Source organism: Pseudomonas sp. S2_C11, from assembly GCF_054668395.1.
Genome location: NZ_CP162765.1, coordinates 1817396 through 1838858, shown reverse-complemented (window position 1 = coordinate 1838858; position 21463 = coordinate 1817396). Strand labels below are relative to the sequence as shown.

Below are 21463 nucleotides of genomic sequence, written 5' to 3'. Positions count from 1 at the left end.
GTTCGAAAAAATGCGCGCGGATCAGACTGGAGAGATCGTCGCCAGCACGCCGATCAGAATGGTCAAGGTCAGAAAACCGCCGAGAAAAATTGCCATCTTGTACATGTCGCGCTCCTTGATGCGGGGTGTGCGGTGCACCGGACGCTTCGGAATGAGGTCGGAGGGTGATTGGCCGCACTGCCGGGGCATTCTGAGCCTGTGGCTGTACTGAATACAGAGGCAGATGAAACAGAAAAATACGGATCAGATGCGCATCTGATCCGCTTCGGGCATGAACAGATATTCAGCCTGAGACTTGGGGATTCACTTTCGGCGCGGTTGATCTACAGTCATTGCCGACCGACAACAATAAAAACCGGAGTGACCATGCCCGACCTCGCCTTGCAGCCCAACGTCGCCGCATCCCTCGCGCGCTGGCACGAGATGATCCGCAGCGGCAATCTCAAAGCCCTGCCTGAACTGCTTGATCCGCAAGCTGTGTTCCGCTCGCCCATGGCCCACACGCCCTACCCCGGCGCGCCGGTGGTGGCGATGATCCTCAACACCGTGTTTGAAGTCTTCGAAGATTTCGCCTATCACCGCGAGTTGGCGACGGCGGATGGCCTGAACGTGATTCTCGAATTCAGCGCCAGGGTCGGCAGCAAGGAACTCAAAGGCATCGACATGATTCGCTTCGATGAACACGGCAAGATTGTCGAGTTTGAAGTGATGGTGCGGCCGCTGAGCGGGTTGCAAGCACTGGGCGAAGAAATGGGTCGGCGCCTGGGGGCCTACCTGGCGAACGCGAAAGCCTGACCCTACCGATGTAGGAGCTGACGAGTGCAACGAGGCTGCGATCTTTTGACTTTGACGTTTGAAGATCAAGATCAAAAGATCGCAGCCTCGTTGCACTCGTCAGCTCCTACAGGTCCGGCGTATAAAAAAACCCACTGACCGTCGCCGGTTCAGTGGGTTTTGTGTGTCAGGGTTCTGCTTACAGAGCCATGTCACGTGCAGCGTTTTCCTTCGGCGCTACGGCTTTGTCAGCCGCAGGTGCCGCCGGAGCAGCTACCTGACCGATCGCTGGAGGCGTCGGCAGTTCGAGGATTTTCGCGGTGTAAGCCCACTCAGCAGCCACTTTGGCCGGATCGCTGTTCAGCTGGGTGCCGTAGCTCGGCACGATCTGGTGCAGCTTGGTCTGCCACTCAGGGGTTGCGACTTTGTCTTTGAAGACTTTCTGCAGCACGCTCAGCATGATCGGTGCAGCAGTCGACGCGCCTGGCGATGCGCCCAGCAGGCCGGCGATCGAGCCGTCTTGCGAAGCAACGATCTCGGTGCCCAGTTTCAGCACGCCGCCAGCGGCTTCATCACGCTTGATGATCTGCACGCGCTGGCCGGCTTGCCACAGGCGCCAGTCTTCGGCCTTGGCGTTCGGGAAGTATTCCTTCAGCGCGTTCAGGCGGTCTTCATCCGACAGCATCAACTGCCCGGCAAGGTACTCGACCAGCGGGTATTCCTTGATGCCGACCTTGGTCATTGGCCAGATGTTGTGGGTGGTGGTGCTGGTCAGCAGGTCGAAGTACGAACCTTCCTTGAGGAACTTGGTGCTGAAGGTCGCGAACGGGCCAAACAGAATGACGCGCTTGCCGTCCAGAACACGGGTGTCCAGGTGCGGAACGGACATCGGTGGCGCGCCAACCGAAGCTTTACCGTAGGCCTTGGCCAGGTGCTGCTCGGCAATCGTCGGGTTCTCGGTCACCTGGAACGAGCCGCCAACCGGGAAGCCTGCGTATTCCTTGGCTTCAGGAATGCCCGACTTCTGCAGCAGGTGCAGAGCACCGCCGCCAGCGCCGATGAACACGAACTTGGCGTCGGTTTCGGTCTTGGTACCGTCTTTGAGGTTTTTGTAGCTCACACGCCAGGTGCCATCGGCGTTCTTGGTGATGTCTTCAACTTCGCTCGACAGTTTCAGATCGAAGTTGGGTTTGGTTTGCAGGTGAGCGGCGAACTGGCGGGTGATTTCGCCGAAGTTCATGTCCGTACCCAGCGGGCTCCAGGTGGCCGCGATTTTCTGGTTCGGGTCACGCCCTTCCATCATCAGCGGTACCCACTTCTTGATCACAGCCGGGTCTTCGGAGTACTGCATGCCAGCGAACAGCGGGCTCGCCTGCAGCGCTTCGTAGCGCTTTTTCAGGAACTTGATGTTGTCATCGCCCCACACGAAGCTCATGTGCGGAGTGGTGTTGATGAACGAACGAGGGTTCTTCAGCACGCCCTGCTGAACCTGCCACGCCCAGAACTGACGGGAAACCTGGAACGCTTCGTTGATCTCGACAGCTTTCGGGATCGTTACGTTGCCCTTGTCGTCTTCCGGGGTGTAGTTCAGCTCGGCAAGAGCCGAGTGACCGGTACCGGCGTTGTTCCAGCCGTTGGAGCTTTCCAGGGCGACGCCATCGAGGCGCTCGACCATTTCCATCGACCAGGTCGGTTCCAGCTCATTGATCCACACACCCAGGGTGGTGCTCATGATGCCGCCGCCGATCAGCAGGACGTCAACTTTCTTGGCTTCGGCAGCATTGGCAGACGACATCCCCATCGCCAAAGCCAGACCGAGCAAGGCTGTGTTCACTTTCTTAAACATCTGTTGCACCTATGATAAAACGCCTTCCGCCCGTCGTTGTTATCAGTCTGCGTTGCGCTTTGCTGACGCTCAGGCTGGCGTCGCGCAATCCGGCACACTTCAATATTGACGGGTGGGCACACAAGGCCGACATGTGGCATCGACCTCAGTTAATGTCCCTTCTGAACTGACTTCTTATCGTTATTGGCTTCAGCTGCTTGAGCGACAGGGATCCCGTCGGCCCGCCCGAAAGGCCAGCCAACCGAATTAAGTCAAAGCAAATTTGGCGCGGAGAATATCACGTCAGGGCGAACCCGCGCGTCTGTTCCCGACTTGAAAGTCTTTTTCCGCTCAGAGACTTATCGGCCATCGGCAACCAAACATGACTGCGATTAGGCATTGGCCTGCAAAGTTTTTTGCGCGATACGCATCGCAACTTGATAAATCAGCGCCAACGGCTCGTTGTTCATGCAGAAAATAACCTGCTAAGTTGTATGATGACTGACGAACAAAGCCAGTCATCCCAACCCAATAACAACAAGGAAACAACATGACCAAATCCCGCCTACTCATCGGTTTCTTCTGCGCCTTCAGCGCCTGCGCCATGGCCGCCCCTGCCCCGGCGGAAAGAGAAGTCGCCCAAGCAGTTGATCACCTGACTCAGGCGATGCTGCATAAAGACATCGCCGAGTTGAACGCTCTGACCGCGCCGAACCTGACCTACGGCCACTCCAGCGGCAAGATTCAGGACAAGCAGGAATTCATCGCCGACATCGAAACCGGCCGCAGCGCATTCAAGACCCTGGAGATGCAGAAGCAGACCATCACGATGTCCGGCGATACCGCATTGGTGCGCCACCACTTCTCCGCGCAGGCGTTGAAGGGGACTGAGGTGATTCCGACCGAGATCGAAAATTTCCAGATCTGGCAGAAACAGGGTGGGAAATGGTTGTTGGTGGGACGACAGGCGTTCAGGTTTTGATTAAGGGAACATTGGCCTGATTCAGTGTTGCCCGAGCTGGCCTCATCGCGGGCAAGCCCGCTCCCACAGTGGATGATGGTGTACACACCGTTGCATTCACAACATCAGACCCTGTGGGAGCTGGCTTGCCAGCGATAAGGCCGTGATAGACACCAGTCCTACCGCTATCACAACCGAAACCGATCCACCGACTGCGCCAACTGTCCCGCCAGATTCGATAATTCATCGGTAGTCGTCGCCGTCTGCCCGATCACCCGGCTATTGCCCTCGCTCATCCCCGCAATCATTTCCACCTGATGGGCGATTTCGTTGCTGGCCATACTCTGTTCGCCAATCGTGCGGGTGATGTCGTTGACCAGTTGCGTGGTGTTCAGCGTGGCGTCGAGGATCTCGCGAATCGCCCGCTCGACTTCCGCCGTCACTGCCATGCCCTTGTCGACCTGCGCCACGCCCGCCTCCATGCTGCTGACCGCCTCGCGCGTGCTGTTCTGGATGCGCGCGACCATGGCGGCGATTTCCTGGGTCGAGGCGCTGGTGCGTGCGGCCAGACTGCGCACTTCATCGGCGACCACGGCAAAACCACGGCCCTGCTCACCTGCCCGCGCTGCCTCGATCGCCGCGTTGAGCGCCAGCAGGTTGGTCTGGTCGGCGATGCTCTTGATCACCTGAATGATGTTGAAGATCGCCTCGGATTCCTGATCCAGCGTGCGGATCACCTGCGCCGACTGCTGTGCCGAGCGGGCGATGTCGTCCATGTCGCTGACCACTTGATGAATCACCCCGCCGCCCTCCTTCGCTAGAGTTTCCGCCTGATTGGCCATGCTCAGCGCACGTTCGGCGTGGCGGGTGATTTCCTCGATGCTGGCGGTCATCTGGCTGGCGGCGGCCGCCATGGTCCCGGCGGCAACGCTTTGCTGCTGGCTGCTGTCGGCGACCTGATGGCAGCCCTGACTGAGCTGCTCGCTCATGCCACTGACGCCGTGAGCGTTGCGCCGGACCACGTCAATCATGTTGCGCAGATCACGCTGCATGGTCGCCAATGTGCGGATCAGCACGCTGGCTTCGTCCTTGCCGGCGGGTTCGACAATCGGTTCGCTGAGATTGCCATGGGCAATGCTTTCAGCGATGCGGCTGGCGGATTTGAGCGGCCCCATGATACTCAGGATCACCCAGCGCCCCTGAATCAGCAGCAGCAACAGACTGGCGATCAGCACCACACCAAGGGCCAGATTGGCATTGCTAATGGCCGCTTCGGTGCCTTCGCTGGTTTGCCGAGTGTTGCTTTCAATCAATTCGCTGAGCGTCGCCATTTGCTCTTCGAGCTGGCTGAACGCGGCATTGAACGTGCCGAGCTGCTGCTGGGCGGCATCCGGCTTGTCCAGCGCCACGCCGACGATCTGCTCGGCGGATTTGATGTAGGTGTCGAGGCTCGGCTTGATCTGCTCCAGCGCCGTGCGCAGCTGCGGGTTGATCGGCAGTTTCAGGTTGTCATCCAGCACTTCACGAAAATGCCCGGCGTGCTCGGCCAGCGAATCGCGCACTTCTGTGGCGGTGGCGGTGCTCTTGCCCAGGCCGACCAGCATCGCCGAATAGACATCGGCGCGCAGGGCGTCGTGCATCATGTCCGCTTCCATGTGATTGCGCAGCGCGCTCATGCTTACCGTGTTATCGCCGACCGCCGTGGCCATCCGCAGATTGCCGACGTAACTGACCAGGCTCACGATCAGCGCCGTCAGCAGGCTGGTCGCAATCAGCAACACCAAACGCAGTTTGATCGACACCGTGGAATCTCCCGTGGGCACGCTGGATTGCGCTTGTCGGATTTCAGTTAAGCCTATGTGCAGGGAACTGCCGACACAGAGCGTATCGGCTGATGTCAGGGGCGACTTGAATCCGGCAAAACTTTTCAAGCGTGAACCCGGTCACACCTTGCAGCGCCGATGGATAACGCCTTCATCGCTGGTTAACAACGACAGGCTATGAATCCATCGCTTCGAACACTCATGCAGCTGAAGGAAACGCTTATGAAACGCGCACTGTGGTTTGGTCTGCTCGGCACGTTGGCAATCGGCACCGCACAGGCAGCAACGGAGAAAGTCGCAATCAATCTGGTCAGCGCCGACGGCGCGCCGCAGGCGATCGGCTCTGTCACTGTCAGCGAAACGCCGTACGGCCTGCTGTTCACACCCGAGCTGAAATCATTGCCGGCCGGCATCCACGGTTTTCATGTCCATGAAAACGGCAGCTGCGAAGCGGGCACGAAGGATGGCGTGAAAGGCGCGGCACTGGCCGCTGGCGGACACTTCGATCCGGCGAAAACCGGCAAGCATCTCGGCCCTTACGCCGACGGGCATCTGGGTGATCTGCCAGCGGTGTATGTGACGGCTGACGGGGTCGCCAACTATCCGGTGCTGGCACCGCGCCTGAAGAAGATTTCCGAGATCAAGGGCCACGCCCTGATGATTCACGCCGGCGGCGATAACCATTCCGACATGCCCAAGCCACTGGGCGGTGGCGGCGATCGCATGGCCTGTGGGGTGATCTGAACCGACTGAGCGGTGAAAACTCTGACTCACGGCTTTTCACCGCTCACGGAACTCCCGCGCGCCGTTCACCTCTGACGTTATGTAGTCCCTTCCCTTTTTGCTTAGCGCTTGTGGAGGAACACGTCATGCGCAAGTTAGTCCTGATTTCTTCTTTAATGCTTTGCCTGCCGGTCGGTTCGGCGCTGGCCCGCGTTGACGCGGGTGACGTCGCCACCTCGGCAGGTGTCTCCGCGTCGCTGTACTCGACCTTCAAGGACGACAAAATGGTCATTCCGGCCCGTGACGACGTGTCTGCGTTCGTTGCCAGCGGCGGGGCCATTCGTGGGGTTTATCTTGAGTCGGTACTGCAACAGGTGCGCCAGGCCAACCCTGGCTTGAACGCCAGTGATGAAGACCTGGCCAACGCCATTCTGGTGCAATACGAAGGCGTGCAGCAGTAGTCACGAGGGAAGCAGCGGCCGATGGACGGCCGCTGAGTGCACATAGGCAAACATGTCCGACGGCCTCTATGATGGAGGCCATGACGACGACCGTGCCCTTGCGCTCACCCTGCCCTCCCGGCGCCTGCATCTGCGGGCGCGATCCGTTGCTGGAAACGCCCGGCGCCGACCTGCGCATCCTGCGCTTGACTCGCGCTGAAGAAAAAATTCTTCTGGCGCGCCTGGAACAACTCAAAGACCTCAACGACCTCAAACGCCTGCAACAGCGCATGTACGAGCAACTCGGCATCCGTGTCGACGTCGCCCCCGGTTTCAATGAAGTGCGCACCATGCGCGGCATTGCCATTCAGATCGACGAGCTGCCAGGCCTGTGTCGCAAGACTCGCGCGGCAATCCCGGCGGCGATTCGCAAGGGCCTGGAAAACCACCCGCAAATCGCCTTCGAACTGCTCAACGCCCACGACTTGCTGCGCGACACCTGATCACTTTTTCATGCCGACGCGTTTGCGCATCTCGGCGGTGATGGTCTGACGGGTTTTCTTCATTTCCGCCCAAGGCTCATCGCCGACTTCGGTCAGACGCTCGTGAACGTTGTAGATGTTCCAGTGATTACCGCCCTTGATTTCAGCGACTTCCTCTCGGTACAGCGGCACCGACACCGGCATGCCTTCCCGCGCACGTGCGGCGTAGGCGCAAATGGTGGTGGCACCGAGGCCGTTGCGCAGGTAATCGATGAAGATCCGCCCGACGCGGTTTTTCGGCCCGGACACCGCTGAAATCCGGTCCGGTAGCAACTTGGCCATGTGGCTGACGATGGCGTGGCTGAAGTCCTTCACTTCGTCCCAGCCATGCTTGCGCGTCAACGGCACCACCAGGTGAATGCCTTTGCCGCCGCTGGTTTTCAGGAAGGCTTTGAGGCCCAGCTCATCGAGCACAGTGAGGGTCAGCGCGGTGGCTTCAACCATGCTTTTCCATGGCAACGCAGGATCCGGGTCGAGGTCGAGGACGAAGCGATCGGGCTTGTCCAGATCCACGGTTGTGGCGTTCCAGGTGTGCAGCTCCACCGTGCTCATCTGCACCGCACCGACCAGCGCTTCGGGATTGTTGATCATCATCACTGGCTGGCCGGTGACGTCCTTGTCCAGGGCGGTGATGCCGGGAATGGCCAGGCGATCGGCGTTCTTCTGGAAGAACAGTTCGCCGGCGATGCCGTCCGGTGCACGCACTAAGGCCACGGGACGATCCTTGAGTTGCGGCAGGATGTGTTCGGCAACGCTGGCGTAATACTGCGCCAGTTGCATCTTGGTTGTGCCGCTGACCGCATCGATCACTCGATCGGGGTGAGTGATGCGTACCTTGCCGCCGGCCAGACCTGCTTGCGAAGGCGCGGTTTCGGCTTTTTTGCTGGCGGCGGTTTTCTTTGCCGGCTGCTTTTCGGCGGTTTTGGTCTTTTCGGTCTTTTCGGTTTTTTCGGTTTTTTCGGGCTTGGCAGCTTTCACAGGCTTCGCTCGCTCTTCGGTAATGTCCTTGGCCGGTTTGTCATCGCGCAAACCATGGAACACGGCGTGGCGCACCGAGCCGTCCTTGGTCATCTCGGCGAATGCCACTTCGGCCAGCAGTTTGGGTTTGAGCCAGTGCACGCCTTTGGCCTCGAAACCGCTGGGCGGATTGACCACTGCGGAGGTTTTGGTCTGCAACGGCTTGAGTTGGGCGAGGATGCTTTTCAATGTGGTTTCGTTGAACCCGGTGCCGACCTTGCCGGCGTAGCGCAACTCGCCACTGTCAGCGTCGTGCAGGCCGAGCAGCAACGCGCCGAAAGCACTGCGCGCACCTTTCGGATCGGTGTAGCCGACGATGACGAATTCCTGGCGATGCTTGCACTTGAGCTTGATCCAGTCACCGCTGCGCCGCGATACATAAGGCGAGCCGAGCCGCTTGCCGATCAGGCCTTCCATCTGCATTTGGCAGGCACTGTTGAGCAGCGCGTCCGGGGTTTCTTCGAAGGCTTCGGAGAAGCGCAGCGTTGACGATTCTTTCTGCGCGCCGAGGATGGTGCTCAACGCGGCGCGGCGTTCTTCGACCGGCACGTCGCGCAGGTCGACGCCATTGAGATACGGCACGTCGAACAGGTAATAAACAATATTGCCGCTGCGCCCGGCATCGAAGGCATTCTGCAGCGCTTGAAAATCCGGCACCCCTTGCTCGTTGGCCACGACCATTTCGCCATCGAGCCAGGCCGATTCCAGACCCAGCGCCGCCAGCGCTTTGGCCTGCTGCGGCAGTTTGTGCGTCCAGTCATGGCCGTTGCGGGTGAACAGCTGCACCTCATCGTGATCGATCCGCGCCATGATCCGGTAGCCGTCGAACTTGATCTCGTAGCTCCACTGCCCTTCGGGCGCGCTGTCGACCAGCGTCGCCAGTTCCGGCTTGATCAGCGCTGGGAGCTTGGCCTTGCGTGCGCCGGTAAGCTGCCCGGACGCCTGCTTGCGCGGTTTGGCCGGGGCCTTCTTTACCGGTTTGGCCTTATCGGCGGCAGCCGCCGGTTTACCGACAATCGTGCGCTCGCTGAGCACGCTGTCGGGCTCGGCGACCAGCACGTCGAAATCATCCTGCGGGCGCGCGGCGTTGTCCTGATGCTTGATCAGGAACCATTGTTCCTTCTTGCCCGGCATGTGCGTGCGCACCAGATTCCACACGCCGCCGAGCTTCTCGCCTTGCAACTCAAACTTGAGCCGGCCCTTGGCATAGGCCTTGTGCGGATCTTCCAGCGGAATCCACACGCCGCGATCCCAGACGATCACATCACCGGCACCGTAATGCCCCTCGGGAATGCTGCCTTCGAACGTCGCGTAATCGAGCGGATGATCCTCGACATGAATCGCCAGACGCTTGACCGACGGGTCCAGCGACGGCCCCTTCGGCACCGCCCAACTCTTCAGGGCGCCGTCGAGTTCCAGGCGAAAGTCGTAATGCAGGTGCGAAGCGTCGTGCTTCTGGATGCAGAACTGCAAGGCATGATCCTTGGCCGACTTACGGCCCGAGCGCTTGACTGCGGCCGGTTCCGACGTCGCGGAAAAATCACGCATGCGGTTGTAATCGTCGAGGTTCCTGTTCATGAGCACACCGATGGCAGACGGGTTCTGTTATGCAGAAGAGCGACACGGCGGCGGAAAAATTCAATCGAGGTAAAAAAGCCCCGGACGGATGGAGCGGCCGGGGCTGGCAGTGTCAGGGATTTTTACAGCGGGTCAGGCTTGCCCTTTCGCCTGCTGTTCCAGATGCACCTGCAAGTCGGGATCGATGTTCAAGGCGGCGGCCAGCTCATCGAGATAGCTGCGTTCGGCGTCCTGTTGATCGTCTACCAGCATGACGCTGGCCAGGTACATTTCGGCGGCTACGGCCGGATCGCCGTTAGCGGATTGCGCCACTTCGCGGGCATCCAGCGGCTTGGCGACTTCGGCGTCGAGCCATTGCTGCAACTGCGGGTCGGCGGTGTGTTTGCCGATTTCGCTGCTGATGAGATGCTTTTCTGCGTCGTCGATGCGGCCGTCAGCCTTGGCGGCGGCGATAAGGGCGCGCAGTACCGCGTGGCTGTGGGTTTCGATTTGCGGGCCGGCGAGCAGGTCGGCGGTTTGTGGCAGCTCCTGCGGCGCGTTACTGGCCTGGCTGCGTTGCCAGGCTTGGTACGCTTGGTAAGCCATCATGCCCAGCGATGCGAGCGCCGCGTAACTGGTCCCGCCGGTACGGCTTCTGCTACCGCCACCGAGGGCGCTTCCCAAGCCACCGCCGCCGAGCAAGCCACCGAGCAAACCACCCAGGCCGCCGAGGCCACCCGAAGCAGCCGCGCCACCCGCTCCGGACTGACTGCCGCCGCCCAACAGTCCACCAAGTAAACCGCCCAGGCCGTCACCGGCCGAAGCTCCGCGTTGTTGTCCCGCCGAGGCCTGGCCTCGCAGCAGTTGTTCAAGCAAATCGCTGGTGTTCATGACGTTATCCTCCGAGGCCACGGCCCGATCGCGTCAGGCAACGATAGACCGACGCAGCCATAGCGCCAGCACCGTTGGGCTGACGCCGGCTCACCGATGAAATCGCACCCGAGAAATTTTCCGCGAGCCAGCTAAGATTCATGGGTGGTGAACCTTATCCCGGCCAAACCGGTCGATAGCTGCAACCCGACCCGGTTTGCCGACGCCCTTTCTGACGATGGGCGATACCCGGCTTGCTTCACTTTCTGGAGAACGCCCCCGTGATATCCACCGTACACATCGCCAGGCTCAAAGCATGGGGCGCCCATGGTTTTACCGCGACTGGCGTGGTCACCGCCTTCCTCGCCACCCTCGCCCTGCTGGAAAACCAGCCGATTCATTGCCTGATGTGGCTGGGCGTGGCGCTGATCGTCGACGGCCTCGATGGCGCACTGGCGCGCAAGGTCAATGTGCAATCGGTGCTGCCGAGTTTCGACGGTTCGATCCTTGATCTGGTCATCGATTACCTGACTTATGTATTCATCCCGGCACTGTTTATCTACCGCTACATTCCCCTGCCCGATTACACCCTGTTGCTGACGGTGTCGGTGATTCTGGTGTCGTCGCTGTTCTGTTTCTGCAACGTCAACATGAAGAGCAAGGACAACTATTTTGTCGGCTTCCCGGCGGCCTGGAACGTGGTTGCGCTGTGCCTGTACATCATCGGCCCGGGGCCGTGGATCACCTTTCTCACCGTGATCGGTCTGGCATTGCTGACGGTGACGCGGATGAAGTTCCTGCACCCGTTTCGCGTGCGGCGTTTCATGCCAATCAATATCGCGGTGACGGCGATCTGGCTGTTGTGCAGTCTGTCGCTGGTGCTCAATCACCCGGTGATCAATCCGCTGGTAATGGGCTTGTGGTTGCTGATGTCGGCTTATTTTCTGGGGATCTGCATCTGGCGCACGGCGCTGGAGTGGTTTGATCGCAGCCATTTGAAATAAGCACATCCCCTGTGGGAGCGAGCCTGCTCGCGAATGCGGTGGTTCCATCAACATAAAGGTTGGCTGGCACACCGCTTTCGCGAGCAGGCTCGCTCCCACAGAGATCTTCATCGACCAGGAAATCCGATGTGGACTAGCGCTTGGTAATCACCACCTCCAGATACTCACTCGGCACCACCAGGGACGCCTCCCCGGCGCGATTCGACCGGTTGAGCAAATCCGTCAGATCATCCTCCAGCGCCTGTCCTGCCTCCGCCGACAACACCGCAAAAGCCTTGTGCACCGGCCCGTACCAGTGGCGAAAGATGTCAATGAAATGCGCCGCCGAGCGGTAGCGGAAATTGAAGTGGCTGCGGGTCACGCGTACGACAAAATCGCGGTCATCGAAATGCTTGTGCAGCCACGCATCCGAGCCCCAGTTCGACGGTGGCTGGGCCACTGCTGGCGGCGGCAGATGCTGGCCGAGAATCTTGAACATCTGCCCGACGAAGCCCTCCGGCGTCCAGTTCGCCATACCGATCCGCCCGCCCCGACGACAGACCCGCCCCAGCTCATTAGCGGCGCTGACCTGGTCAGGCGCGAACATCACGCCGAACGTCGACAACACGGCGTCGTAGCTTTCATCGGGAAAAGGCAAAGCCTCGGCATCGGCCACCTGAAAAATCACCTCCAGATGTTCGGCCCGTGCGCGATCCTGACCACGCTCCAGCAGTGCCGCGACGTAATCGGTCGAGGTCACCACACAACCGCGCCGCGCCGCTGCCAGGGTTGCATTGCCGTTGCCGGCAGCGACATCCAACACCTGTTCATCACAGCGCAGATCGCAAGCCTCGGCGAGGTTTTCCCCAACGATTTGCAAGGTGGTGCCGATCACGGCGTAGTCGCCACTGGCCCAAGCGACTTTCTGACGTTCCTTCAGGGCAGTGAGATCAATCGGGGTACTCATGACAGCGAGCTCCGTGGCAGAGAGAATGCACAGTCGGCGGCGCAGACTGTGCTTGGTCACTATCGCGCCGAGGCTGCCCGGCGTCCCTGCCAATCGTCCGCCAGCCCCGTAAACCCGGCACTTTGCCGATGAGCGGCGCAAATCTGTCAAGCGCCTGATACACCTTGCGCATTGTCAGCGTTGCGAGATTGGTTTCTGATGCGGGCTCGCCCACGCAAAGGACTCGACCGATGTCACTGCACCTCGACTGGCTCGCCGCGCACATGCAACACAGCGATCGCTACGCGGCGTGGATTCACCAACAATTCCACTACGAATACGCCGACCAGCCCCTGGCTCAATGGCAGCGCGAATTTGCCGAGGGCCAAAGCAATGGCGAATGGTCGTGCCTGATTGCCATGGACGGTGAACACCTGCTGGGTGGTGCCGCACTGGCCCGCAACGACTTGGCTGATCGCGCCGATCTCGGCCCATGGCTCGCCTGCGTATTCGTTGACCCCGAGGCGCGCGGGCGAGGCTTGGCGGAGCAGCTGATTGAAGGGATTTGCGAGGCAGCAAAGCAGCGTGGGGTGTCGCGCTTGTACTTGCACACGCAAGACAAACACGACTACTACGGTAAACGCGGCTGGCAGCTATTGGAGGGTTTTCAGGCGTGGGAAAAACAACAATGGCTCATGGTCCGCGACCTGTGAGCCATTGGTTTTTTTGATCAGGCTGCCGGAGCTTTCGCCTCTTCCAGCAACTGCTTGATCATCTGCTCCTGCTCGGCATAGCGACCTTCACCGAAGTGGCTGTAACGCATCTGGCCCTTGGCGTCGATCAGGTAATGCGCCGGCCAGTATTGATTGTCGAAGTTGCGCCAGATCGCGTAGTCGTTGTCGATGGCGACCGGGTAGGTGATGCCGAGTTTTTTCACCTGATCCTTGACGTTGTTGATGATGCGCTCGTAGCCATACTCGGGTGTGTGCACGCCGATCACCACCAGGCCGTCCTTCTCGTATTTCTTCGCCCAGTCTTTGACGTACGGCAGGGTGTGCTGGCAGTTGATGCAGTCGTAGGTCCAGAAGTCCACCAGCACCACTTTGCCGCGCAGGGATTCGGCACTGAGCTCTGGTGAATTGAGCCATTGCACAGCGCCCGACAGCGACGGCATTGAGCCCCGGGCCTGGTCCATCATCGAATCGGCGCGGACCTTGCTGACGAAGTAGTCGACCACTTTCGGCACGTTTTCCAGGACGTTTTTCTCGAAGCTGGCCACGCCTTCGGAAGAGGTGTTGGCAAGCAAAGTCTTATCGGCGCCCGTGGAAATCACCGCGACTGTAGCAAGCACCGCAACCCCGGCACCACGGCGCAACCAGCCGCTGAACGGGATCGACGGTTTCAGCCGATTGACCAGACCGCGCCCGGCGAAGATCAACGTGCCCAGCGACAAGGCACTGCCGACGCCGTAAGCCAGCAGCAACAGGCTGGTCTGGGCATTGGCGCCTTGCAACATTGCGCCGGTCAGAATCACCCCAAGGATCGGCCCGGCACAGGGCGCCCACAACAGGCCGGTGGCGACGCCGAGCATGATCGAACCCATCGGTCCGGCTCTTTTACGGGTGTCCTGATCGAGACGATTGCCCAGGGCGACGAAGGGCCTGGTCAGCCAGTCACCGACGCGGGCCGAGATCAGCGACAGGGCGAACAGCGCCATGACCAACAAGGCAACGTGGCGGCCGGTGTTGCTGGCCTGAATCACCCACTCGCTGCTGACCACCGCGAGGCTTGAGATCAGCGCAAAGGTCAGCGCCATGCCGGCGAGGGTCAGCAAGATCGAGGAACGGGTACGGTTGGCGCCAGCGAACAGAAACGGCACCACCGGCAGGATGCACGGACTGAGGACGGTCAGCAGACCGCCGAGAAATGCGATGAGGTACATAACGGGGTCACCTTGAATGTGGGGGCTGGGCACGCAACCGGGCAGCGAGGGAAACGTCCCTCGCTAGCCTGCTTTATCTACGCCGTGGCTCATGCGGTCTGGCCGTCCAGCAGCTGCCCTTGAGGCGTGCGACTGGCACCGTTTTCCGCGACCAGTTGGCCTTGCGGTGTGCGGCTGGAACCATCAGCGGCAACCGTCTGGCCCTGCGGTGTGCGGCTCGATCCGTCAGCAGCAACCATCTGGCCCTGCGGTGTGCGGCTCGATCCGTCAGCGGCAACCATCTGCCCCTGCGGCGTGCGGCTGGAACCATCAGCGGCGATCAGTGCATCGCTGCCCTCCTTCGCGACCGTGGTCAGCTGGAAGCAGGTGCTGCTGGCGCAGCTGCTCTGCTCCAAGGCACTGTTGGCGTGGGCGGCGGCACCGGTGAAGGCGAAGGCTGCTGCGGTCAGAAAGCGCGAGACGTTGTTCATGGCAAAACTCCTTGCAGAAAAAGTAGGGATGACTCAGTTCTGGTTGTTGCAGCCGTCAGCGAATTTGCTGTAATCCAGCTCGCGGGTTTTGCCGGCGGAATCGAGGTAGGTCATGCGCGCCTCGGTGATGCCGCAGGTCACGGAAGTGTCTTCAGTCATCGACAGCACTTTCTGGATATCCAGATGGGTGCCGTAGGTGTAGGTTTGCCGGCTGACGTCAGCTTCGGCGTGGGCCGACAGGGTGCAGATGTTCAGAGCGGCGAACAGGCAGGCGGCGAATACGGATTTGTTGTTCATGGTGTAGTCCTCAAGGCTTCAGTGGGTTTGAGCCGAGGCGATCTGTGTGTGCCTCGATGGAGCCTATTTGAGGCCTTCGAGGTATCGCGTCTGTGTCAGGAAAGGACGAGAATCACTCGTTGTGTATCCATGCAGTGTGTAGATACAGAGCGATACAAAACCCCGAAAAAATCGTGATTTTGCGTCGGTGTGTATCCGCCGTCGCGACAGATACACTGCAATACAAAGGCAGGCAGGCGTGCGGTCAGCGGCGCTATAGACTGCACGGCATTCCCCCCTTTGACAGAGGCTTGAACCGATGGAACATGTCGATCACATTCTCATCGTCGACGACGACCGCGAGATCCGTGAACTGGTAGGCAACTACCTGAAGAAGAACGGCCTGCGCACGACAGTGGTCGCCGATGGCCGACAGATGCGCAGCTTCCTTGATGCCAACACCGTCGACCTGATCGTGCTCGACATCATGATGCCCGGCGACGATGGCCTGCAGTTGTGCCGTGAATTGCGCGTGGGCAAACACAAGGCCACGCCGGTGCTGATGCTCACCGCGCGCAACGATGAGACCGACCGCATCATCGGTCTGGAAATGGGCGCCGACGATTACCTGAGCAAACCCTTCGCCGCCCGCGAACTGCTGGCGCGGATCAACGCTGTGTTGCGCCGTACCCGCATGTTGCCGCCGAACCTGGTGGTCACCGAAGCCGGTCGCCTGCTGGCCTTCGGTCGCTGGCAGCTGGACACCTCGGCCCGGCACCTGCTCGACAGCGACGGCACCATGGTTGCCCTCAGCGGTGCCGAATACCGCTTGCTGCGGGTGTTCCTCGACCACCCGCAACGGGTGCTCAGCCGCGATCAACTGCTCAATCTGACCCAGGGCCGCGAGGCCGATCTGTTCGACCGCTCCATCGATCTGCTGGTCAGTCGCCTGCGTCAACGCCTGCTGGACGATGCTCGCGAGCCGGCTTATATCAAGACCGTGCGCAGTGAAGGTTATGTGTTCTCGCTGCCGGTCGAACTGCTTGGGGCTTCGGCATGAAACTCAAGCTGCAATGGCCGCGCACTCTCGCCTCGCGCCTGTCGCTGATTTTCCTGATCGGGCTGATCCTGGCGCAGGGCCTGTCGTTCGGCGCGCAGTATTACGAGCGTTACCAGAGCGCGAAAAGCACCATGCTCGGCAACCTCGAAACCGACGTCTCGACGTCGATGGCCATCCTCGATCGCCTGCCCGCCGCAGAACGCGAGGCCTGGCTGCCGCGTCTGGCCCGGCGCAATTACGGCTACCTGCTCAACGAGGGCGAACCGGGCATGCCGGTGACCTCGGCTGAAAAGTCCGTCGCGATTGCCTCAATTACGGCGGCCATCGGCGACACTTATCCCATCGTGTTTACCGAAGTTCCCGGTGGTCCGAGACAACATTTCCAGGGCCACTTGCGGCTGAGCGACGGCAGCCCGGTGACCATCGATATCCGTCCGGCGATGGTGCCGCTGTCACCATGGTTGCCGGTAGTGCTGCTGGGCCAACTGGCATTGCTGATCCTCTGCACCTGGCTCGCCGTGCGCATCGCCATTCGCCCCCTCACCCGCCTCGCCAATGCGGTGGAAACCCTCGACCCCAACGCCCATCCGATCAAACTCGACGAGCAAGGGCCGACCGAAGTGGTCCACGCCGCGCGGGCGTTCAACGCCATGCAAACGCGCATCGCCGCCTACCTGAAAGAACGCATGCAACTGCTCGCGGCGATTTCCCACGACCTGCAAACGCCGATCACCCGGATGAAGTTGCGCGCGGAGTTCATGGACGACTCGGTCGAGAAGGACAAACTGAGCAGCGATCTTGGGGAGATCGAACATCTGGTGCGCGAAGGCGTGGCGTACGCCCGCAGCGTGCACGGGGCCACCGAAGAGAGCCGGCGTACCGATCTTGACTCGTTCCTCGACAGCCTGGTCTTCGACTACCAGGACATGGGCAAGGACGTACAGCTCGGCGGCAAAAGCAAAGCGGTAATCGAAACCCGTCCGCAGGCCCTGCGCCGGGTGCTGGTGAACCTGACCGACAACGCCCTGAAATTCGCCGGCGCCGCGCAATTGCAGGTCGAAGCGCAGGGCAACAGCCTGTCGGTGAAAGTCCTCGATCGCGGCCCGGGCATCGCCGAGGCCGAGTTGGCGCAGGTGCTGGAACCGTTCTATCGCGTGGAAAACTCGCGCAATCGTGACACCGGCGGCACCGGGCTCGGATTGGCGATCGCCCAGCAATTGGCGTTGGCGCTCGGTGGCTCGCTGCTGTTGAGCAATCGTGAAGGTGGCGGGTTGTGCGCTGAACTGAAGTTGCCGCTGCCACGCTGAGAAAAACACCGACTAGACTCATTCATTACCCAGTCGAGGGGGCCGCAGGACGTCTGCTGTGCCCTGCCCCAATCCGTGACCACCGCCCGGTGGCGCCTGCCTCGACATTCAACGCCGCCGGACGGTGATCCTGTTTCAGGAGCACACGTGATGAATGAGGCGAAGCTCAACGAATTCATGGGCAAACTGGTCAACGACATGGGCGGCGCGGCGATGCTGGCCAATGTCATTGTCGGCGAAGAACTCGGTCTGTACCGGGCAATGGCCGACAGCCAACCGATCAGCCCCGAAGCCCTCGCAGCAAAAACCACCTGCAATCCGCGCCTGGTACGCGAATGGCTCAGCGCCCATGCCGCGTCCGGTTACATGGAACACTCTGACGGTCAGTTTCGCTTGCCCGAAGAGCAGGCCTTGGCGCTGGCCGTGGAGGAATCCCCCGTGTACGTCGCTGGCGGTCTCGGCGTGGTGGCGTCGTTTTTCCATGACAAGGACAAACTGGTCAAGGCCATGCGCGGCAATGGCGCCTTGTCGTGGGGCGATCACCATCCGTGCATGTTCAGCGGCACCGAACGCTTCTTCCGCCCCGGCTACAAAGGTCACCTGATTGCCGAATGGCTTCCGGCTCTGGACGGCGTGGTGGCGAAGCTGGAACGCGGCGCCAAAGTTGCCGACATCGGCTGCGGCCACGGCGCCTCGACGGTGATCATGGCCCAGGCGTTTCCAAAATCGCAGTTTGTCGGCTTCGACTTCCACGAGCCGTCAGTCACCGTCGCCACGCAACGGGCCGAAGAAGGCGGCGTGGGCAACCGCGCCAGATTCTTCGAGGGCACGGCGAAAAACTATCCCGGCGGCGACTACGACCTGATCTGCTTTTTCGACTGCCTGCACGACATGGGCGACCCGGTCGGCGCCGCTCGCCACGCTCATGAGTCGCTGAAAGACGACGGCACGGTGTTGCTGGTCGAACCGTTCGCCAACGACAAACTGGACGACAATCTCAACGCGGTCGGGCGCCTGTTCTACGCCGCCTCGACGTTTATCTGCACGCCCAATTCGCTGTCACAGGAAGTCGGCCTCGGGCTCGGTGCGCAGGCCGGGGAAATGCGCCTGCGCAAAGTCTTTGTCGAGGCCGGGTTCAAACAGTTCCGCCGCGCCACGCAGACACCGTTCAACCTGATACTGGAGGCGCGCAAGTAACCCGAGCGGATCGCATGCTAACCTGCGGGCACTGCCCATTCTGGAGTGCTGAGCATGCTCGATAGCCCGATCCGCGAACATCTCGATACGCTGTTGCAGGCCATGGCCGACGATAAATTCCTGATATTGACCGGCGCCGGCATCAGCACGCCATCGGGCATTCCGGACTATCGCGACAGTGACGGCGTGCGTCGTGGGCGGCAGCCGATGATGTATCAGGAGTTTCTCGCCGCCCCAGAATCACGCCGGCGCTATTGGGCCCGAGCCATGCTCGGCTGGCCGCGCGTGGGAAAGGCCCGACCGAATGCCGCGCATGAGGCGCTGGCAGCGTTGCAACAGCGCGGCCGGATCAGCGATTTGATCACGCAGAATGTCGATACCTTGCACGATCAGGCCGGCACCCAGGATGTGATCGAGCTGCATGGCAGTCTGCATCGGGTGCTTTGCCTGGATTGCGGGCAACGCAGCGAGCGCGATGCGATCCAGCAGCAGATGGAGGCACAGAATCCCTACCTGAGTGGTGTTGATGCGGTGCAGGCGCCGGATGGCGATACCTTGCTCGACCCGGCATTTGAAGCGCGCTTTCAGGTACCGCAGTGCCCGCATTGCGCGGGTGAGCGGATGAAACCGGATGTGGTGTTTTTCGGCGAGAACGTGGCGCAACCGACGGCCGCGCGGGCCTTGGCCGCTGCCGAGAATGCGGCGGGGTTGCTGGTGGTGGGATCGTCGTTGATGGCGTATTCGGCGTTTCGCTTGTGTCGGGTGATTGCCGAGCGTGGCAAGCCGTTGATGGCGATCAATCTGGGCAAGACCCGGGCGGATGATTTGCTCGATTTGAAGATTGAAGGGTCGTGTGAGGAGCTTTTGCCGTGGTTGGTGGAGGAGCTGAGGCGGTGAGATTTTGAGTAATGGGTTCGACTTGAAATCGGCCCCTCACCCTAGCCCTCTCCCGAGGGAGAGGGGACTGACCGAGGTGTTTGTACGGGATTCGTCGACCTGAAATCACTCATCGAACTCAGATCTTTGACTGCCGTGCTGGTGCCGGACTCAATGCGCCCGATCCAGCCCCGCCAGCAATGCGCTGTCGTGGCTGTAGATGTCCGGCGCATAACGCACATGGCCGCTGCTGTCGACTTGCGCCGTCCAGTAGGTCATCAGGATCGGCACCGGCGCCGACAGGCGAAATTCATGGGTGGTGCCGGTCGCCAGCAAAGTATCGGTGCGGGCTTTTTCTGCCGGGGACAGCAGCAGATCGCGCAGTTGCAGCGGGTGCTCGACGCGCACGCAACCGGAGCTGAACGCCCGTGGGCCTTTGTCGAACAGCGCCTTGCTCGGCGTGTCGTGCAGGTACACCGAGAACGGGTTGGGGAAACGGATGACCATTTGCCCCAGCGGATTGCGCGGGCCGGCGTCCTGGCGCAGGAGGATGTTGCCGGGGTTGTCCCAATCGATATCCGCCGCTGCCAGAGGCTGACCATTGGCGTCGAGCACTTGCAGATTCTGGCGGCTGAGGAAGGTCTGATCCTTGCGGATTTCCGGCAGCTTGTCTTCCTTCCAGATGGTCGGCGGCACCGTCCAGGTCGGGTTCAGCGTCAGGCGGGTGACGCGGGATTTGAGCAGTGGAGTCTGGCGCTCGGCGCGGCCGACCTGGGTGCGGGTCTGCCACACCGGTTGACCGCCCTGATACAGCGTCAGCTCAGCGGCCGCGACATTGACCACCAGACCACTGGGCTCCATGTCCTGGGCCATCCAGCGGAAACGTTCGAGATTGACGCGCAGCTGATCGCGGCGGGTCAGCGGACTGATGTTCAGCTCGGCAATGGTGCCCGGCCCGACCACGCCGTCAGCCTGCAACGAATGGCTGGCCTGAAAGTGCTTCACTGCCTCCACCAGCACGTCATCGTAGGCGTTGTCCGGTGTCACCAGTGCGTGTGCCAGATAACCTTCGCTGTACAAGCGTCGGGCCAGTTCCGGCACGCGCGGGTCTTCCATCGCCGGGCGCAGCAACGGGCCGCTGCCGACCGGCTGCCATTGCGGCAAGGCTTGCAAGCGTTGCGCGGCATACAGCTGACGCAGGCTCTGATATTGCGGCAGATGCGGACGCGCCAGGTTGAACGCCGCAGCGATATCGTTCATGCCCGGCACGGCAATGCTGAGCAATTGCGCCTGACGATCGGTCGGCGAGCCGTCGACACGCCACAGCGGTTCGAAATGCGACTGCAACAGACGGCCGTAATGCAGATCCTGCAAGGCCTGCAAGTAGTTGCGGCTGATGTCGATGTCGGCGCACAACTCGCCGTCCTGCGGCGGCGTAGTGGCCACGGCGTAGCGATTCGGATTCAACCCATCATCGGCCAACAGCTGCAATTGCGCGCGCAATGCCGGCAAGCGTGCCGACTCACTCGCCCACACCGGCATCCAGTCCTGCTGTTCATAAAACGCCTGCAACTGGCTCAACGACGGGCCATTGAGACGCGGAGCGATGGCCGGGCACGACTGCGCCAGGCTGATCAAAACTGCCTGCAACGGGCTGCGCGGCTCGACCGGCAATTGCGTTTCAGGCGTCGGCAGGGTTTCGAGCGGGGGCAGCGGCTCATCGGCGCAAGCGACAAACGGCGCAGCGAGCAAACAAATGCTCAAGTAGCATGCGTACTTTTTGAACAACTGCTTTACTCCAATCCATGGCCGTCCAGATGACGGTCAACCTTACATCAGGTGCGCTGAACAGTCAGGCTCGAACCGCGAGCCTG

General features: G+C 60.9%; 19 protein-coding genes and 2 pseudogenes. 11 read left to right on the top strand and 10 right to left on the bottom strand.

Annotated features, from left to right (window positions below; all coding sequences use genetic code 11):
* Positions 1–366: 366 nt before the first annotated feature.
* Positions 367–795, top strand: coding sequence for a nuclear transport factor 2 family protein (locus AB4N48_RS08505; RefSeq protein ID WP_095180270.1), 429 nt, complete (start codon positions 367–369; stop codon positions 793–795).
* A 178-nt stretch (positions 796–973) separates the two neighbouring features.
* On the opposite strand, the gene mqo is transcribed toward AB4N48_RS08505, so the two are convergent.
* Positions 974–2620, bottom strand: a complete 1647-nt coding sequence (mqo, locus tag AB4N48_RS08500) for a malate dehydrogenase (quinone) (RefSeq protein WP_460095155.1) — start codon at positions 2618–2620, stop codon at positions 974–976.
* Between the two features lie 529 nt (positions 2621–3149).
* On the opposite strand from mqo, the gene AB4N48_RS08495 reads away from it, so the two are divergent.
* Positions 3150–3581, top strand: coding sequence for a nuclear transport factor 2 family protein (locus AB4N48_RS08495; RefSeq protein WP_071172808.1), 432 nt, complete (start codon positions 3150–3152; stop codon positions 3579–3581).
* Positions 3582–3748: 167 nt separating this feature from the next.
* Here AB4N48_RS08495 and AB4N48_RS08490 read toward each other — a convergent pair.
* Positions 3749–4342, bottom strand: a pseudogene (locus AB4N48_RS08490) (methyl-accepting chemotaxis protein); the annotation flags it as partial.
* Positions 4343–4654: 312 nt separating this feature from the next.
* A pseudogene (locus AB4N48_RS08485) lies at positions 4655–5302 on the bottom strand (methyl-accepting chemotaxis protein); the annotation flags it as partial.
* A gap of 303 nt (positions 5303–5605) precedes the next feature.
* On the opposite strand from AB4N48_RS08485, the gene sodC reads away from it, so the two are divergent.
* The 3 genes from sodC (at position 5606) to AB4N48_RS08470 (ending at position 7049) form a co-directional block, all read left to right on the top strand.
* The gene (gene sodC / locus AB4N48_RS08480; protein WP_042609346.1) at positions 5606–6127 is read left to right on the top strand and encodes a superoxide dismutase family protein; all 522 of its coding nucleotides are present in this window, start codon (positions 5606–5608) and stop codon (positions 6125–6127) included.
* Positions 6128–6252: 125 nt separating this feature from the next.
* Complete coding sequence (locus AB4N48_RS08475; protein ID WP_016775151.1) at positions 6253–6567, top strand: DUF2388 domain-containing protein; 315 nt, start codon at positions 6253–6255, stop codon at positions 6565–6567.
* An 80-nt stretch (positions 6568–6647) separates the two neighbouring features.
* The gene (locus tag AB4N48_RS08470; RefSeq protein WP_310216630.1) at positions 6648–7049 is read left to right on the top strand and encodes a hypothetical protein; all 402 of its coding nucleotides are present in this window, start codon (positions 6648–6650) and stop codon (positions 7047–7049) included.
* On the opposite strand, the gene ligD is transcribed toward AB4N48_RS08470, so the two are convergent.
* The gene (ligD, locus tag AB4N48_RS08465; RefSeq protein WP_460095154.1) at positions 7050–9683 is read right to left on the bottom strand and encodes a DNA ligase D; all 2634 of its coding nucleotides are present in this window, start codon (positions 9681–9683) and stop codon (positions 7050–7052) included.
* A 132-nt stretch (positions 9684–9815) separates the two neighbouring features.
* Complete coding sequence (locus AB4N48_RS08460) at positions 9816–10553, bottom strand: tellurite resistance TerB family protein (protein WP_252876508.1); 738 nt, start codon at positions 10551–10553, stop codon at positions 9816–9818.
* Between the two features lie 260 nt (positions 10554–10813).
* Here AB4N48_RS08460 and pcsA point away from each other — a divergent pair, with 260 nt between their 5' ends.
* Positions 10814–11536: a phosphatidylcholine synthase gene (gene pcsA, locus AB4N48_RS08455; RefSeq protein ID WP_016775154.1), complete on the top strand. Its 723-nt coding sequence runs from the start codon at positions 10814–10816 to the stop codon at positions 11534–11536.
* A gap of 133 nt (positions 11537–11669) precedes the next feature.
* Here the strand turns inward: pcsA and AB4N48_RS08450 are convergent, their stop codons facing one another.
* Positions 11670–12482: a class I SAM-dependent methyltransferase gene (locus AB4N48_RS08450; RefSeq protein ID WP_460095153.1), complete on the bottom strand. Its 813-nt coding sequence runs from the start codon at positions 12480–12482 to the stop codon at positions 11670–11672.
* 230 nt (positions 12483–12712) lie between these two features.
* On the opposite strand from AB4N48_RS08450, the gene AB4N48_RS08445 reads away from it, so the two are divergent.
* Positions 12713–13174: a GNAT family N-acetyltransferase gene (locus tag AB4N48_RS08445; RefSeq protein ID WP_457262811.1), complete on the top strand. Its 462-nt coding sequence runs from the start codon at positions 12713–12715 to the stop codon at positions 13172–13174.
* A 17-nt stretch (positions 13175–13191) separates the two neighbouring features.
* Here AB4N48_RS08445 and AB4N48_RS08440 read toward each other — a convergent pair whose 3' ends face one another.
* The 3 genes from AB4N48_RS08440 to AB4N48_RS08430 all read right to left on the bottom strand — a co-directional run bounded on the left by AB4N48_RS08440 (position 13192) and on the right by AB4N48_RS08430 (position 15170).
* Positions 13192–14403, bottom strand: coding sequence for a cytochrome c biogenesis protein DipZ (locus AB4N48_RS08440; RefSeq protein WP_457262810.1), 1212 nt, complete (start codon positions 14401–14403; stop codon positions 13192–13194).
* Positions 14404–14492: 89 nt separating this feature from the next.
* Positions 14493–14873 carry a hypothetical protein gene (locus AB4N48_RS08435; RefSeq protein ID WP_460095152.1) on the bottom strand — a complete coding sequence of 127 codons (381 nt, stop codon included), beginning with the start codon at positions 14871–14873 and terminating at the stop codon, positions 14493–14495.
* Positions 14874–14906: 33 nt separating this feature from the next.
* Complete coding sequence (locus AB4N48_RS08430; RefSeq protein WP_016775158.1) at positions 14907–15170, bottom strand: DUF2790 domain-containing protein; 264 nt, start codon at positions 15168–15170, stop codon at positions 14907–14909.
* A gap of 298 nt (positions 15171–15468) precedes the next feature.
* Here AB4N48_RS08430 and AB4N48_RS08425 point away from each other — a divergent pair, with 298 nt between their 5' ends.
* From AB4N48_RS08425 to AB4N48_RS08410, 4 genes are all read left to right on the top strand, one after another.
* Complete coding sequence (locus AB4N48_RS08425; RefSeq protein ID WP_024013314.1) at positions 15469–16209, top strand: response regulator; 741 nt, start codon at positions 15469–15471, stop codon at positions 16207–16209.
* Positions 16206–17516 (top strand): ATP-binding protein, encoded by a 1311-nt coding sequence (locus AB4N48_RS08420; protein WP_071172820.1) that lies wholly within the window; start codon positions 16206–16208, stop codon positions 17514–17516. The genes AB4N48_RS08425 and AB4N48_RS08420 overlap by 4 nt, the downstream gene beginning before the upstream one ends.
* Before the next feature lie 150 nt (positions 17517–17666).
* Positions 17667–18713, top strand: a complete 1047-nt coding sequence (locus tag AB4N48_RS08415) for a class I SAM-dependent methyltransferase (RefSeq protein ID WP_460095151.1) — start codon at positions 17667–17669, stop codon at positions 18711–18713.
* 54 nt (positions 18714–18767) lie between these two features.
* On the top strand, positions 18768–19610 hold the full coding sequence (locus AB4N48_RS08410) for an NAD-dependent protein deacetylase (protein ID WP_460095150.1): 843 nt from the start codon (positions 18768–18770) through the stop codon (positions 19608–19610).
* A 150-nt stretch (positions 19611–19760) separates the two neighbouring features.
* Here the strand turns inward: AB4N48_RS08410 and AB4N48_RS08405 are convergent, their stop codons facing one another.
* Positions 19761–21377 carry a L,D-transpeptidase family protein gene (locus AB4N48_RS08405; protein ID WP_460095148.1) on the bottom strand — a complete coding sequence of 539 codons (1617 nt, stop codon included), beginning with the start codon at positions 21375–21377 and terminating at the stop codon, positions 19761–19763.
* Positions 21378–21463 lie beyond the last annotated feature (86 nt).